Here is a 14948-nt window from a genome sequence, read left to right on the forward strand (position 1 = left end):
TTATCAGTGTGATAAGGACATTACTTATTGGACAATGCGACAATTTGTCACATTCTAAGCACCGTGCGTTATAGTTACCATACTCACGAACAACTAGAATAACATATTGTGATGATTAAAAAACTGCTAAAACCCGCACGTAAACTCCACAAGTACCTTGGCTATTTACTGTTTTTACAAATCTTTGCTTGGCTATTAGGCGGGCTAGTCATGAGCGCGATCCCATTGGAAAAGATCCATGGTAAACACTTAGCGCATAGAAGCTTAGACAACCCCTTTCCCACTGGCGCGTACCAAGCTGATCTCAATCAGTTAGTACAAAGCAAGGTGCAAGTGCGCCAAATCCAGTTCGGCCATTTTCTCGATACTCCCATCATCAAACTCAACCAAGATGAGCAGCTTATTTTCAACGGGATAACAGGCGCACCTTTTACCACTCCAAATCAACAGCAAATAATACAGCAGGCCAACCAACACCTATTAATTGCAGCGGATGTGAGCGAAATTGAACGACTTGCCAAAGCCCCCAGAGAAGCAGGTTACAAGGAAGATGTTTGGCGAGTCGAGTATAACGATATCCTCTCCACCACCCTGTATCTTAGCGCAACCAGCGGTGAAGTTGTGACGGTTCGTAGCACGTTGTGGCGCATCTTTGATTTTTTTTGGATGTTACACATTATGGATTACGACGAACGTGAGGATTTTAATAACCCCTTGCTCATTTCCTTCGCCGCTACGAGTGTGCTCTTTTGTCTAACAGGGATATTGTTATTATTGCAATCTCCACCTTGGCGAAAACGTCGCCCTGCACTGAATAAATAAAGGGGATTACTGTACACGCTTGTTGGTATTGATGATTTTTTTGATATAGTGACATACCCTGTATTCCACCATTTGGTGAGAGGTTATGTCACGATATTGCTATATCTTAGCGCTTAGCTTATTTGTATTAACAGCTAACGCTCAAGAATTCACGTCTTTCTCAAAAGCAAAGAAACATTTATCACAACAAGTTACTGACAATACCCGCACGCTTTATTGTAATTGTAATATCAAAAAGCAAGGCAAAAAGCTGGTCCCAGATCCCGCAAGTTGTGGTTATACCCCGAGGTTACCTTACACTCGCAATGGCAAAGAAAACGCCCGTGCTCAGCGCATTGAGTGGGAGCATATCGTGCCCGCGTGGGAATTTGGACATCAGTTGCAGTGCTGGCAAGATGGGGGCAGAAAGCACTGCCGTAAAGTCAGTGAGCAATTTAGGAGGATGGAAGCAGATATTCACAATCTAGCTCCAGCGATTGGTGAAATTAATGGGGATCGGTCTAATTTCCGTTTTGGCATGTTACCTAGTACTGAAGCAAATTATGGTGCCTGTCCAGTCAAGATAGACTTTAAATTACGCCGAATTGAACCTCCAGAATATGCAAGAAAACGCATCGCTGAGGCGTATTTTTATATGGAAAAAACCTACGGGCTAAAAATCTCCTCACAGCAGCGGAAATTATTCACGGCTTGGCAGAAACAGTGATTGCGAGATAACCCAAGCAGTGCTAGTTTTTAGTCATACAACTAAAACAGGAACGTGAATACGATGCAACGTATTACTCTAGTTTTCGCATCAACAGCAATGAGCTTGTTATTAACCGCTTGTGGTGGCGGTGGCAGCGATTCATTAGGCACCGATAACCCTGGCAATAACACGGGACAAACCGAGCCGCCAACTTGGACGTTTAATCAATTTCCTGCGTCAAGTCAGTTTATTAACTATTGCGCCTCGCCAAGAACGGGTACTGACAAATATAACAACAACCAACCTTATCCCGATAAGGTTGGTACGGCGATGCATGAAAAAATGTGGCTCCGCTCTTTTACCAACGAAACCTACCTTTGGTACGACGAAGTACTAGATAACGACCCAACACAATTCGATACCGTTATTGATTACTTCGAGCAATTAAAAACAAACCAAACAACGGCGTCGGGTAATGCCAAAGATCAATTTCATTTCTACGAATCTTATGAAAGCTTCCAAAAAGAAGCGCAATCGGGTGTTACAACCGGTTATGGCATTCGCTGGGCGGCCATATCCACATCACCACCACGTAATTTTACTGTCGCCGCAGTAGAGCCTAATTCACCAGCTGCGAATGCAGGGATAGTACGTGGAGATAAGATCCTCTCGATAGATGGCGTCGACTTTATTTCAAGTGATAATACCGCTGCACTGAATGCTGGCCTATCACCAGAGCAAAGCGAGCCCCATCGTTTTGTATTTGAGGATAAAGCTGGTAACGACAAATCAGTCACCCTGACTTCAGTCGATATTGAAACCTCACCGGTGCAAAACGCTAAAGTCATTAGCTATGGCGGCAAGCAGGTTGGGTATGTGCAGTTCAATCAATTTATTCCAACAGCGCAAGAAGGATTAATTGAAGCCTTTAATCTATTTAAAACACAACAAATAGACGACTTGGTACTCGACATGCGTTACAACGGTGGTGGTCGCGTCATTATGGCAGCGCAACTAGGCTATATGGTTGCGGGCAACAGCAGCCTAAACAAAACCTTCACTTATAGCACCTTAAATGACAAGCGTACTGCTGACGAAGAGCGCACCGCTTTTGAGTCTAGAGCGATTAACTGGGCTGAAAACAAGTTTACAACCACCTCTTTACCTACGGTAACTTTACCTAGAGTTTATATCCTCTCAACACGAGGCACGGCCTCTGCCAGTGAAAATGTAATTAATGGCCTGCGCGGCATTGATGTTGAAGTCTTTTTGATCGGTGGTACCACTCGAGGCAAGCCCTACGGCTTCGTGCCCGCGCAAAACTGCGGCACGGTTTACTATACCATTCAGTTTGGTTCAGAAAATGCGAAGGGCTTTGATGCTTATGCCGATGGCTTTACCCCTTCAGGAGCGTCAAGCAGCGGTGAAATTGGTCTAAGCGCACAAGTACCAGGTTGTATTGTCGCAGATGACTTCTCAGCACCGCTAGGCAGTCAGGAGGAAGATCTTTTCGCCGCAGCACTGACGCATATAGATACTGGTCGTTGCCCAAATGTAGCGCAATTTGCGCCTACCGCTCAGCCACAGTATCAAAATAAGGAGCATGCGGTTACGCTCCCAGTCTATCCACTACGGGAAAATGCAATTTTAATGAAGCCTGAGGAGCCGAAATAATGGTGCTGCTAAAAGCAGTGAAAATCACCGCTTTGGCTTTATTGCTGCAAGCGTGTAATAGCACGCCTGCATCAACTTCGGTTAATGAAGCTGTACTCTCGACTTCTTCGCCCGAAGTGTTATCACAACTCAAGCAAGCTATAGTAAAACTCAAAGGCGGTTTACCACCGACGCTCGCAAGTACCGTTTTTCAACGTAGTCCAACACTACTGCTTGAGCATGGTCGAAGCCTAGATGGCAATGGCAGTCCAATTTTAGGCGCCCATAATCTCGCTTATGAGAGTTTCATCTTGCAGCTTCGTGACACCCAGTGTGTGCTCTACTATCCGAAAAAAGATACTTATGTCGTGCTCAGTAAAGTTAGCTGCAAAAAGCTGGAAAAATAACGCCAGCCGTAATTCTCTTAACCTCAGTTCAGGTTAGCAAAATGGCGCTTTAACACGTCACATAATGCCTGTACTTTGGCCGTTCGGTGAACCAGTACATGGGTAACTAGCCAAACTTGGCTTAACCATTTTAACTCATCACGCAACACCGGCTGTAAATCTGGATAACGCTTTGCTACATCGTGCTGTAGCCCACCAATACCTAAACCATTAACAATGGCACGTGACGCATCTGACGTTTCAGATACCCTAAGCGTCACTTGTGTCTCAGGGATATGTTCATCTACCCAAGCGAAATATGGCACTCTTGCATTAAATCCGGCCACACCAGAGACAAAGTAATGCGCCTGTAACGCTTCAAGTGTTTTAGGGATCCCCATACGCTTGATATAGCTTGAAGACGCATACAAACCTGCTTCTAACGTATTTAGGTGCTGCACTATGTAGTCGGGTTCATCGGGCTTTGGTCCTGCCCTCACCGCAACATGCGCCTGTCCGTGATCTAAGCGTAAACGCTTTTGGTCGAGAATGACTTCAAGTTGCACCTGTGGGTGTAATTGCTGAAAAGTCAAACAAGGTTCCGACAGCATATCCATAAAACCACTGACCGTTGTAACCAAAAGCTTACCTCTAAGCTGGCTGTCCGAGGCAACAATAGAAGTACTCAACTCCATCAAGCGCTCGTCTATTTGACTCGCCGTCGCAAGTAGCTTTTCTCCTGCCTGTGTTACCTGATAACCTCGGGCATGACGGTGAAATAACCGCGTTCCCAATGCTTCTTCTAAGCTATTTATTCGCCTCAGTACCGTACTGTGGTGGATCTCTAAATGCTCAGCCGCCGCTGATAAGGTGCCAAGCTTGGCAACCGTATAAGCGACCTTAAGATCCTGCCAATCTGTGAATTTATCCATAACCACCTCTGTGCATATATGCACACAAGCTTTGCGTTTATTTCGGTTTTGTGCAAGTAAAATTTTGCTACTATCACTTTAACGAAACAAAATAAGGTATCAGCAAGATGACTACAGCAAAAATTATCGCACTAGCAGGCAGTTTAAGAAAAGACAGCTACAACCAATTACTCATCCAAGCCGCGGCAAACTTTGCACTAGAAAGTGGCGCAGAAGTAGAAGTGATCAAGTTACAAGATTTAGATATACCAATGTTCGATGAAGATCTTGAAGCGCAAGGCACACCAAAAGGTGCTCAACTTTTAAAAGACAAGCTGCGCGATGCCGATGGTATTCTGTTAGCAAGCCCAGAATACAATGGTTCTTTCACTGCGGTGCTCAAGAACGCAATAGATTGGGCTTCTAGAACAGAACAAGGTGCAGTGCCAGCATTTAGAAACAAAGTAGTGGCACTCTATGCAACCTCACCAGGCGGCTTAGGTGGATTACGTGGCCTAAACCATGTCCGTGATGTGTTGTCTGGCATTGGCAGTTTAGTCCTCGCAGACCAATTGGCTGTACCTAGTGCATTTAATGTATTTGATGACCAAGGTAAAATTAAAGACCCAGAACTTGCTGAAAAAGTATCAAGCCTCGCTCTGCAACTGGTGTCAGTTGCAAGTAAGCTAAAATAACTTTCAATCTCTCGTTCATATCTTGCTATGGACGCTTAGCTCATGCACACTAAGCGTCCAAAGCGAATTAGAGGCGCTATATCAGCCTTGTAATAATGGATACGAACAACGGGAGTCAGCTTTGCAAAGCACTCAGAGTCACCTATTTACCCCCTACCTCTCACACCATTTTCATTGCATTCAGTTTGATCCTGACAGCTTTGACGCGCTTTCCTTTGAACAGCAAAATATACTCCTGCCCGCTTCACTAGATAAAGCAGTGGCGAAAAGGCGAGCCGAGTTTTTAGCGGGACGGATATGTGCCAAGACCTGCCTTGCGCAATTTGGACAAGGTGACTTTACGCTACTTAACGGCTCCGATCGGGCGCCTATCTGGCCTGCTAATATTGTTGCCAGTATTACGCATACTCGAGGGATCGCGGCTGCGATTGCTACAGATGATATCGCCGTGAAAGGCTTAGGCATTGATATCGAAAGAGATATGAAACCGAAGCAGGAAGTCGAACTACAACGGCAAATCTTACATCCTGAAGAAGCTGAAATTTTTGCGCTTTTTGGTGAGCAAGTGCACTGCCCATTGACTGTTATTTTCTCGGCCAAAGAAAGCATATTTAAGGCACTTTATAGTACGGTGCAAAAGTTCTTTGGTTTTGATGCCGTCAAGCTGGCTCAGTTTGATGACAAGAAACTTATTTTCACTTTGATGGAAGCGCTACACAAGGATTTAGGCAAAGGACAACAAGTGGAAGTATATTACCAATGTAAAGACGCCTTAGTGCTGACCGAATGTGAATACATCGCACAGTAAAATCATACCTGTTTGACTTAATACTTACTTAACTTGAAGGAGTAAACCTGACCCTAACTGGGTTAAAAGCTTCTCATTTAGAACTAAAAAACGCCCACTTGGGGCGTTTAATCTTAAGTTTGGATAAAGATTCACTTAGCCGTTTTCCAAAGCTAACTTACTGAAACACAACATTTTCACTGCCAGCAGCCGCTTTAAAGCGCGCTATCAGCTTTTCACAGTCCTGTAAGATCTCCGCTTCTAGGCGCTCTTCAGCACGCCAGCGCTGGCTATCCATTTTGAAAATCTCTTTTTTAGAATACTTTTTACGCGCGTCATGAGTTGGCATTTCTTTGACTTCATCATACATCTGATAAACACCAGGATAACTCTGTTGTAAGTCAACTTCCTCGTCAAAGCTATATTGCGAGATGAGTACCCAAACTCGTAAACACCCTTCAGAATATTCACATTGTTTTTCCTTCATCGCACGCGCGATCAAGTTAACGCTATCCGCAATTTTTCCATTGCGCTGCTGCCGTGACTTTTCAAGCTCAGCAGCCTTTTGCTCGCGATGTTTGGCAATCTGCTCTTTTTGCACCTTCAGTTGCCAAAGTAATTTACCCGCGTAAAACGCCAGTCCAGCAATAATCAGGGCACCAATAATGATTGCGATGATCCATGCAGTATTCATTACTTATCATCTTCCTCAAAGTCGTCGTCTAACCATTCATTTGCTAGATCATTACTCATAAACTGATCCATTGGATCATCTTCTAGCATATCGCCTTCTTCAAACTCATCATCAATTCCTAAGATCTCACATAGCTCCTGATGACGTGCAATGCCGCGATTGAAGTATTTCGCATCTTTACCTGTTAGCAGTTCACCGCGTTCATGGCGTTCAAGTAGCGCCATCAAGCGTTCGTCATTTTCTAACTGCTCTAGCTCTTGCTCTGGAGTTAACGTCTCTACCGCTGTAGTTAACTTAACTTGCGGCTGTAGATGGCGCTTCATCTCTGGCTGTGTATTCGACTTAGTCGGTTGTGGCTCTGCGACCAAAGAAATGGGCTTTTTGCTACCAACACGCGGATCTTTATTGGTCGTCGTGTTTGATTGCTCTTTCACTAGGATCTCTGGTGCATTTCTAGAACCCGGCTTTTTACCCTTGGTTTTTTTGCTACGCTGCTCTTTGAGTGCACGTAATGCTTGGAGCTTTTCTTTACTCAGCCTTGGTGTTCCATTGGCTGCAACTTTACGTGTCTTTTTCTTTCTGGTCATAATTGGTTATCCAAAATTCTCGCGTTAACTACGCTTGGTGAGAATGATGACATCATTCCCAATAAATTCTAATTCACAATCCTGCTGCGCGGCAAAATACGCAAAGCTTTCCCGGCTAAAAAATGAAATATGCGTTAGATCATTTTTATAGTGCCAATTCGCAAAGCGTGCTTTATCAATGACGAGCTTGGTCATCAATGCCAGCGGCTTTCCCACTTTTAAGCATGCTAACAATTGCGTTAATACTTTTGCAGGTTCTGCTAAATGTTCCACCACTTCTGTACTGACGATAAAGTCGTACTGACGAGTCAGTACACTGGCATCATTAGCATAGTACAGGTCAAACAAAGCCACCTGATGCCCTGCTTCTTCAAGCATTTTCGCAAGCAACGGGCCAGGCCCACAGCCAAAATCTAAGCCATGGCTTGGTGTCGCCAAACGTGCCAACAGTGGAGCCGCCACTCGTGCTAGAAAGCGACGATAGCCTTCATCGGCGAGATCGTTTTCATGGCTATCATAAATGGCCTTTTCTTGAGCTGGTGTTAATCTCGACTTGGGATCAACCATCACCAACTGGCAGGTTTGACATTGCCAGTACAGTCGATACTTGTCTTGATGGTAGGCTTCAAGCTGATTACCTTGGCACAGGCCACAACTGAATAGAGTTGAATCTTGCAATGGTCAACAGTGATTGCTTAATAAGGCGGCTATTGTATCAGGTATAATAGAGGCAACCAAATAAAAAGGCGGCAGAGATCACTCTCTACCGCCTACTAATCTGAGCGTCACAACTGGACACTTCTCCCTTCGACTTTTAAGTCTTATTATTATTCTTTTTATTTTATTGTCGTCCGTATTGTTTTTATTTTAGACTTCCGTGACACTTTCCATATTGTTTTTATTATGAGACTTCCGTGATTTTCTTATTCTCGGTCTTCCTGACGCTTTCTTGATAGTCCTTCGTATCCAACTAGATACATAACTTTGCCACCTACGCTTCCGTATCGAATTGTCCCTTTTTTTGTATTGCTTGGCGACAACGAATAATCTACGCTCCTGAGCTTGAGTTACAACTGTTTAATAACAAATTTCTTACCTTAATTTTTTTAATTAAACAGAAAAAAGATGAATTACATAAACTTACACTGAACAAGAGCTTAAAAATAAGCTAAAACTCACATGCTGCACAAGCAAATTTCCTACATTAAAAGTGAGATATATCTCACAACCTCAACAACAAAAAAGGCAGCCTATGCTGCCCTTTTTTCAATAGTAAGAGTTTACACTGAGAGAGGTAAACTCACTATACGACTTTAGTGTAGACCACCTAAGTACTTAGATAATACTTCGATGTCTTTGTCTGTAAGCTTCTGCGCGATATCACGCATCATACCATTCATGTCGTTGTTACGAGTGCCATCACGGAACTTCTCAAGCTGTGATTTGATGTACTCAGGGTGCTGGAATGATACTTTAGGGAACTTAGCTAAAGAAGTACCGTTACCACGAGGACCGTGACACGCAGCGCAAGCTGGAATACCACGCTCAGCATCACCGGCTTTATATAGCTTCTGACCTACAGCAACAACATCTTCCGGCGTTGAACCCGCAGACATAGATAAAGAAGAGAAATAGGCGGCTAAATCCTTCATATCTTGATCTGACAGCGGCATAGCCATACCACTCATCACAGGATCCATACGCCCTTCTTTACCACCAGACGTCATACCTAGCTTAAACTCTTGTAGCTGCTTATAGATATAATCTGCATGCTGACCTGCGATTTTAGGATACATAGTCACAGGGGCATTGCCATCTGGACCGTGACATGCTGCACACGTTGCAGACTTTGCTTTACCTGCTTCCGCGTCACCATCGAATGCCGATGCGTTGCTTGCTGACAACGTACCAAGCAACATTGTTAAAGTTAATGCTATTTTTTTCATGGTAAATTCTCTGTTTCCGACCCTGTAATTTGTACCCTCGCAAATAAAGTCGCTCTCTTTATTGCTCGGGCAAATAATACCAATCAGTACTAATTAGGTTGTTATGTTAATCAGATGAATCATACATGCAAACTTAGCAAATATAACGCCAAACAGCACCGATCCATCTAAATACGCCTTGCTCAGTAGTGACTACTGATAGGTATACACTTTAGATTGACATTGCAATTTCTACATTCTACACGATATTACTTTCTCTGGCACGTTTTCTGCCCATATTAAGCTTATAATTTATAGGGACTTGACCTAGATTAATTAATATTGGGACGACGCTTCGGCCAATTAGCAACAAAAGCGGCATTTAGAACAAACCTCACAATGCTTTTGGTTTCCGTCATACTGTTATAAAATACGCAATTCCATCCGCGAAAGTTTAATCAGTTAGGAGTCAGCGTGCTAAAATCTCGCGTTAAATACAATCAGGCACAATTTATCACAAGTGCCCCAGATATCAGTAAACTGCCACCAGACACTGGAATTGAAGTTGCTTTTGCGGGTCGTTCTAACGCTGGTAAGTCGAGCGCACTCAATACGCTTACAGACCAAAAGCTGGCACGCACCAGTAAAACACCAGGCCGGACTCAGCTTATTAATACTTTTTCTCTAGGTGAAGATCAGCGTTTGATTGATTTACCTGGCTATGGCTTTGCAAAAGTCCCATTAGAGATGAAAAAGAAATGGCAAAAAGCATTAGGTGAATATTTACAACGCCGCAAATGTCTTAAAGGGATTGTGGTATTAATGGATATTCGTCACCCTCTTAAAGATCTCGATATGGATCTCATCAACTGGGCGACTGGCAGCAATATACCGGTATTGGCGTTGTTGACTAAAGCCGATAAGCTAAAACAAGGTAAGCGCAAAGCAGAAGTACTACAAGTACGTCGTGCGCTATCTGAAATAGACGGTGATATCACTGTTCACGCGTTTTCTTCTTTGAAAGGTATCGGATTGAACGAATTGGCGTGGAAACTGGATGATTGGTATTTAGGTCCGTTTGTCAAAGAAGCTCAAGAGGAAGCAGGCGAGTAATACCAATTCACTAACGTAAGGCGCGCTTAGCTAAGATAAAAGCGCGTCTTTGCCGACATCAAATAAAAGCCTTTTTCATCTTCCTCGAGCAATTCAGCCCACTGATAATAGACATTTCGTGAAATTCTAGCAGTTAAACCATAATTGAGTGTGAGAAATGGAATATCTCCCCCATTAACATGCTCAAGCGCTAATGGAAACACATCACAAATGGGCCATTCACGGCCTAAATTATCTATCGCGATAATACACGGTGATAACTCCAAAGCTGCTGCTTCATCACAATAACGCCATTGCTCGATGATAAAAGGATGAGCAAGCACCTCTATCTCACAACTTTCTGCAGGTGTTTTTAACCAATACTGTTGACCATCAAAGGTTAAAACACTAGCAAACAAGGCAACTAGCGATTGCCGTTTAATTTCACGCCCTTGATGAAACCAACGACCATCCGCTGCAATTTTTATGTCAGAAAAACCGCACGACGGCGCCGACCAATTTTCGGTCGGCGCATGAGTCGTAACATACTGTTTGATTAACGCATCAATTTTGTTCATCAAAAACCAAGTTGAAGCTAACAGGCACGCTAGTCGCAATAGTCTTCAGACCCGCGATTTCTCGTAGCGCTTCAATCCCTTTATCTAACCCAAACTGCTTAGAATCGAGAATAAATGCATTTACCGGTGTAACCACCAAGCCATTAGCACTTTTCGTTATTAATAAGTCTAGGCTGATCTTTTGGATCTGACCATGCAGTGTCAATGTTGCTGTTACATCATTGATTTTTTGTGTACCAGCTTTAAGTTTAGCAAGCACTTCAGAAACATCAGCGTTAACTTTCGCCTTTGGGTGTTGCGCTACATTGAACAGCATCTTTTGCATGCGTTCATTACGGATCGGGATCATCGTTTCAACGCTTGCCAGGTCAATATTAACCTCAAGCTCGCCTTTAGCAGATAATGTACCATCTATCGTTTTAAAATGATGTACTTCTGCAACGCTAGTCTGTTTCACAGACACAAAACTAACATCGCTTTGTTGTTGATTAAATTGCCAAGCTGCGAACGCCTGAGAAGAAATAAGTGCACTACCTAAAAGAAGGTACTTTAGCATGACGACTTCCTTATGAAATGAGAGTGAATTGCATTTGAGCGCTCAGTGTAAAACGCAGTGCAAATTAAATAAACCTTTAATCATAAACTTGTCGTTATGTTGGAATACTTTTACGCCCATGGTATTCATTTTACAGTGGAAAAATAGCTTTAGTAGCCAAGCAAAAATTTTGTGTTCTAGTTATCCTAGACGAAAAATTTTTAACGAAGCGAATAGTGGTTTCACCTGTACATTGATTGGGGAGTTACCTCAATTGGTATCATCTTTGAGGAAAGAGAAAAAGACGGCCCGTAAAAGTTACGAGCCGCTATAGCAATCTGGGGAGAAGCTATCAATACACTGTATCCTCTTTCGAGAGATACATCATCAACAGGATGTCCTACAGGATGAGGACGGCGCGAACTCTAACAAATAGACGTCCAGAAATAAACACCAAAAAGCAAAACTTGAGCCAATTTGATAAACTTTCAACGTTAATTTGTTTTTTGTTACTAGGGATTAACAGGAGCTACAAAATTAAGACGCTATGCTGCTAGTGTATACTTGCAAACAAACATGAATGAAGTTGCACTAGCCTCATCGACTAGTGCAACTCGGGTAGATTTTAATATCGACTAGTGTGCTTGTTCCCAGTTGTCACCACTGTCAGCTTCAACTAATAACGGTACATCAAGTGCTGCCGCAGCGCTCATCAACTCACAGATCTTTTCACTGTATTCAGCAACTTTATCACTGTGTACTTCAAACACTAATTCATCGTGCACTTGCATGAGCAACTGGATATCATTGCTATCACAGCTTTGTAGCCATTCATCCACTTTAATCATCGCTTTTTTGATGATGTCCGCCGCAGTGCCCTGCATCGGTGCATTGATGGCTGCACGTTCTGCTGCTTTTCTGCGAGCGCCATTACGCGCATTGATATCCGGTAGATACAAGCGGCGACCAAATAAGGTTTCTACATACCCTTTATCAGCAGCCTCTTCACGCGTGCGCTCCATATACTCTAATACACCAGGGAAGCGTTCAAAGTACATATCCATATAATGTTGCGCTTCATTTCTTGGAATATCTAACTGACGTGACAGACCAAACGCACTCATGCCATAGATTAAGCCAAAGTTAACCGCTTTAGCTTTTCGGCGCATATCAGAAGTCACTTCCTCAAGCGGCACGGAAAACACTTCAGACGCTGTTGCGCTGTGTACATCTTTACCTTCCGCAAAGGCACTCAACAACCCTTTGTCTTGTGACAAATGCGCCATGATCCTAAGCTCGATTTGGCTGTAATCCGCCGCGACGATTTGTTTATTATTGTCGGCAACAAATGCCTGACGAATACGACGTCCCGCTTCATTACGGATCGGAATATTTTGCAAGTTAGGATCGCTTGAGCTTAGACGGCCCGTTGCGGTAACGGCTTGATGATAAGAAGTGTGCACACGACCGGTATCCGCATTAACCAATTTTGGTAATTTGTCGGTATAGGTTGATTTCAGCTTAGCTAAGCCACGGTGCTCAATAATAAGTTTTGGCAGTGGATAATCATGCGCCAACTCTTGTAGCACTTCTTCGGCCGTTGAAGGCGCGCCTTTTGGCGTTTTCTTAATCACTGGTAGCTCAAGTTTGTCGAACAATATCGCTTGTAGTTGCTTTGTTGAACTCAGGTTGAACTCCTCACCTGCAATTTCAAAAGCTTGTTGTTCAAGCTCACCTAAGCGTTTTTCAATCTCGATACTTTGCTTCGCTAGCATATCGCCATCGATGTGCACACCAGTGCGTTCAATGCGAGAAAGTACGCTCAGCAGCGGTAATTCAATCTCTGTAAATACCTGCTTAAGGCGATTTTCTTTTTCAATTAACGGCCAGAGATGTTGATGCAATCTCAGCGTAATGTCTGCGTCTTCCGCTGCATAAGGTGCCGCCTTTTCTAGCTCAATTTGATTAAAGGTCAGTTGGTTCTTACCTTTGCCTGCGATGTCTTCAAAGCTAATGGTTTTATGGCCTAAATATTTTAGCGCCAAGGAGTCCATATCGTGGCGAGTTCCTACGCTGTTAAATACGTAAGACTCCAACATGGTATCAAAAGCGATCCCCTGCAGTTCAAGCCCTGCACGAGCAAGCACACTTTGATCATATTTTAAATTTTGACCCACTTTTTTGATCTGAGGATCTGCAAGTAGCGGTGCCATGATCTCAAACACTATATCTTGAGAAAGCTGCTCAGGTGCTCCCACATAGTCGTGATTGATCGGTAAGTAAGCCGCTTCGCCCGGTGCAACCGCAAAGCTCATTCCAACTAGATCCGCCTGCATATAGTTAACACTGGTGGTTTCAGTATCAAAAGCGATGAGCTGGGCTGCTTTTAACTTAGTTACCCAGTCATCAAGCTGTGCTTTTGTCAAAATAGTCTCGTATTGGGTGTCGACCTGCGCCGCTGCGGGCGCCGACCCTTCAGCCTCCACATCAACGATATCAGCTTGTGACTGACCATCCAGCAATTCAGCTAACCAACGCTTAAACTCACACTGACCATATAGCTCGATTAAGCGATCTTTATCCATCTCAGCTATCTTAAATTGCTCTAAGTCTTGCTCTACTTCACAATCCAGCTTAATAGTGGCTAATTCATACGACAATTTTAGCTGCTCTTGGTGTTCCTCTAGTTTTTTCGCCATGGTTTTTGAGCCACGAAAACCTAAATCAGCAATTTTGTCTAAGTTTTCGTAGAGCGAATCGATAGAGCCTAACCCCTGAAGCATCGCCAATGCCGTTTTTTCACCAACGCCTGGTACGCCCGGAATATTATCGACCTTATCTCCCATTAACGCGAGATAGTCGATGATCAAGTCAGGACCAATACCAAACTTATCCACTACTCCTTCAGGGCCTAAGATCGTATTCGTCATTGTGTTGATCAACGTGACATGTTCATTGACCAATTGCGCCATATCCTTATCACCAGTGCTGATTAGCACATGGCGACTTTGCTCTGACGCTATTTTAGAGAATGTACCGATCACGTCATCGGCCTCAACACCACTTATACTTACCAATGGCAGGCCCATCGCTTTAATTATTTCGTGGATTGGCTCAATTTGCGTTCTCAGATCATCCGGCATAGGCGGGCGATGTGCTTTATACTCGCTATACATTTCGTTGCGGAAAGTTGGCCCTTTAGCGTCAAAGACTACTACCATATGACTTGGTTGATATTGCTTAAGCAAACTCTTAAGCATATTGATCACACCGTAGATCGCACCAGTTGCTTCACCTTTTGAATTTGTTAAATGTGGTGGCGCATGATAAGCACGAAATAAATAGGAAGAACCATCAACCAAGATCAACGGATTTTGAGGGATCTGAGACATAAATATTGGATCCTAAATTAGTCTTTTGTGGAGTAGAATGTAAGGATGCCACAAGGCACAAGATAAAACGAGTTTCGCGTTATCTCATCATTTAGATAAATCGTGCTGCACCTGTGGATAACTTTGTAGACAAACACGAAAAATCGCTCCGAAACTTTGTTTTAAAAGTCAGAGTGTAAATTAAAACTTTGATTTACTTGCGC

The 14948-nt window shown here is 43.5% G+C and carries 15 protein-coding genes; 7 read left to right on the forward strand and 8 right to left on the reverse strand.

What is annotated here, in order from left to right:
• Positions 1 to 111 precede the first annotated feature (111 nt).
• The 4 genes from BB427_RS02410 to BB427_RS02425 all read left to right on the forward strand — a co-directional run bounded on the left by BB427_RS02410 (position 112) and on the right by BB427_RS02425 (position 3570).
• A complete protein-coding gene (locus BB427_RS02410) occupies positions 112 to 822 on the forward strand; it encodes a hypothetical protein (protein WP_069018819.1) in 711 nt (236 codons plus the stop codon).
• 85 nt (positions 823 to 907) lie between these two features.
• Complete coding sequence (locus BB427_RS02415) at positions 908 to 1528, forward strand: endonuclease (RefSeq protein ID WP_069018820.1); 621 nt, start codon at positions 908 to 910, stop codon at positions 1526 to 1528.
• A gap of 63 nt (positions 1529 to 1591) precedes the next feature.
• The gene (locus BB427_RS02420) at positions 1592 to 3184 is read left to right on the forward strand and encodes a S41 family peptidase (RefSeq protein WP_069018821.1); all 1593 of its coding nucleotides are present in this window, start codon (positions 1592 to 1594) and stop codon (positions 3182 to 3184) included.
• Positions 3184 to 3570 (forward strand): hypothetical protein, encoded by a 387-nt coding sequence (locus BB427_RS02425; RefSeq protein WP_069018822.1) that lies wholly within the window; start codon positions 3184 to 3186, stop codon positions 3568 to 3570. The genes BB427_RS02420 and BB427_RS02425 overlap by 1 nt, the downstream gene beginning before the upstream one ends.
• A gap of 23 nt (positions 3571 to 3593) precedes the next feature.
• Here BB427_RS02425 and BB427_RS02430 read toward each other — a convergent pair whose 3' ends face one another.
• Complete coding sequence (locus BB427_RS02430; RefSeq protein ID WP_010376285.1) at positions 3594 to 4481, reverse strand: LysR family transcriptional regulator; 888 nt, start codon at positions 4479 to 4481, stop codon at positions 3594 to 3596.
• Between the two features lie 107 nt (positions 4482 to 4588).
• Here BB427_RS02430 and BB427_RS02435 point away from each other — a divergent pair, with 107 nt between their 5' ends.
• Positions 4589 to 5155 (forward strand): NADPH-dependent FMN reductase, encoded by a 567-nt coding sequence (locus BB427_RS02435; RefSeq protein ID WP_069018823.1) that lies wholly within the window; start codon positions 4589 to 4591, stop codon positions 5153 to 5155.
• A 121-nt stretch (positions 5156 to 5276) separates the two neighbouring features.
• Entirely contained in the window at positions 5277 to 5963 is a 687-nt protein-coding gene (locus tag BB427_RS02440) for a 4'-phosphopantetheinyl transferase family protein (RefSeq protein ID WP_069018824.1), read from the forward strand.
• A gap of 157 nt (positions 5964 to 6120) precedes the next feature.
• Here the strand turns inward: BB427_RS02440 and BB427_RS02445 are convergent, their stop codons facing one another.
• From BB427_RS02445 to BB427_RS02460, 4 genes are all read right to left on the reverse strand, one after another.
• A complete protein-coding gene (locus BB427_RS02445; RefSeq protein WP_010376294.1) occupies positions 6121 to 6636 on the reverse strand; it encodes a DUF2489 domain-containing protein in 516 nt (171 codons plus the stop codon).
• The gene (yihI, locus tag BB427_RS02450) at positions 6636 to 7223 is read right to left on the reverse strand and encodes a Der GTPase-activating protein YihI (protein ID WP_010607784.1); all 588 of its coding nucleotides are present in this window, start codon (positions 7221 to 7223) and stop codon (positions 6636 to 6638) included. The genes BB427_RS02445 and yihI overlap by 1 nt, the downstream gene beginning before the upstream one ends.
• Positions 7224 to 7247: 24 nt before the next feature.
• Positions 7248 to 7901: a class I SAM-dependent methyltransferase gene (locus tag BB427_RS02455; RefSeq protein ID WP_069018825.1), complete on the reverse strand. Its 654-nt coding sequence runs from the start codon at positions 7899 to 7901 to the stop codon at positions 7248 to 7250.
• 635 nt (positions 7902 to 8536) lie between these two features.
• Complete coding sequence (locus BB427_RS02460) at positions 8537 to 9169, reverse strand: c-type cytochrome (protein WP_039494612.1); 633 nt, start codon at positions 9167 to 9169, stop codon at positions 8537 to 8539.
• A gap of 453 nt (positions 9170 to 9622) precedes the next feature.
• On the opposite strand from BB427_RS02460, the gene yihA reads away from it, so the two are divergent.
• Positions 9623 to 10261 carry a ribosome biogenesis GTP-binding protein YihA/YsxC gene (gene yihA / locus BB427_RS02465; RefSeq protein WP_069018826.1) on the forward strand — a complete coding sequence of 213 codons (639 nt, stop codon included), beginning with the start codon at positions 9623 to 9625 and terminating at the stop codon, positions 10259 to 10261.
• 26 nt (positions 10262 to 10287) lie between these two features.
• Here the strand turns inward: yihA and BB427_RS02470 are convergent, their stop codons facing one another.
• The 3 genes from BB427_RS02470 to polA form a co-directional block, all read right to left on the reverse strand.
• Positions 10288 to 10818, reverse strand: coding sequence for a DUF1285 domain-containing protein (locus tag BB427_RS02470; RefSeq protein ID WP_069018827.1), 531 nt, complete (start codon positions 10816 to 10818; stop codon positions 10288 to 10290).
• A complete protein-coding gene (locus BB427_RS02475; RefSeq protein ID WP_069018828.1) occupies positions 10805 to 11374 on the reverse strand; it encodes a YceI family protein in 570 nt (189 codons plus the stop codon). The genes BB427_RS02470 and BB427_RS02475 overlap by 14 nt, the downstream gene beginning before the upstream one ends.
• 614 nt (positions 11375 to 11988) lie before the next feature.
• Positions 11989 to 14745, reverse strand: coding sequence for a DNA polymerase I (gene polA, locus BB427_RS02480; RefSeq protein ID WP_069018829.1), 2757 nt, complete (start codon positions 14743 to 14745; stop codon positions 11989 to 11991).
• Positions 14746 to 14948 lie beyond the last annotated feature (203 nt).

Source organism: Pseudoalteromonas sp. BMB (assembly GCF_001709235.1).
GTDB classification, from domain to species: Bacteria; Pseudomonadota; Gammaproteobacteria; order Enterobacterales; family Alteromonadaceae; genus Pseudoalteromonas; species Pseudoalteromonas maricaloris.

Excerpts from the sequence above, each read along its gene's own strand:
- BB427_RS02445 (WP_010376294.1), bottom strand. The coding sequence starts at position 6,636 with ATGAATACTGCATGGATCATCGCAATCATTATTGGTGCCCTGATTATT.
- BB427_RS02415 (WP_069018820.1), top strand. The coding sequence starts at position 908 with ATGTCACGATATTGCTATATCTTAGCGCTTAGCTTATTTGTATTAACA.
- BB427_RS02430 (WP_010376285.1), bottom strand. The coding sequence starts at position 4,481 with ATGGATAAATTCACAGATTGGCAGGATCTTAAGGTCGCTTATACGGTT.
- BB427_RS02420 (WP_069018821.1), top strand. The coding sequence starts at position 1,592 with ATGCAACGTATTACTCTAGTTTTCGCATCAACAGCAATGAGCTTGTTA.
- polA (WP_069018829.1), bottom strand. The coding sequence starts at position 14,745 with ATGTCTCAGATCCCTCAAAATCCGTTGATCTTGGTTGATGGTTCTTCC.
- BB427_RS02410 (WP_069018819.1), top strand. The coding sequence starts at position 112 with ATGATTAAAAAACTGCTAAAACCCGCACGTAAACTCCACAAGTACCTT.
- yihI (WP_010607784.1), bottom strand. The coding sequence starts at position 7,223 with ATGACCAGAAAGAAAAAGACACGTAAAGTTGCAGCCAATGGAACACCA.
- BB427_RS02425 (WP_069018822.1), top strand. The coding sequence starts at position 3,184 with ATGGTGCTGCTAAAAGCAGTGAAAATCACCGCTTTGGCTTTATTGCTG.
- BB427_RS02475 (WP_069018828.1), bottom strand. The coding sequence starts at position 11,374 with ATGCTAAAGTACCTTCTTTTAGGTAGTGCACTTATTTCTTCTCAGGCG.
- BB427_RS02460 (WP_039494612.1), bottom strand. The coding sequence starts at position 9,169 with ATGAAAAAAATAGCATTAACTTTAACAATGTTGCTTGGTACGTTGTCA.
- BB427_RS02435 (WP_069018823.1), top strand. The coding sequence starts at position 4,589 with ATGACTACAGCAAAAATTATCGCACTAGCAGGCAGTTTAAGAAAAGAC.
- BB427_RS02470 (WP_069018827.1), bottom strand. The coding sequence starts at position 10,818 with ATGAACAAAATTGATGCGTTAATCAAACAGTATGTTACGACTCATGCG.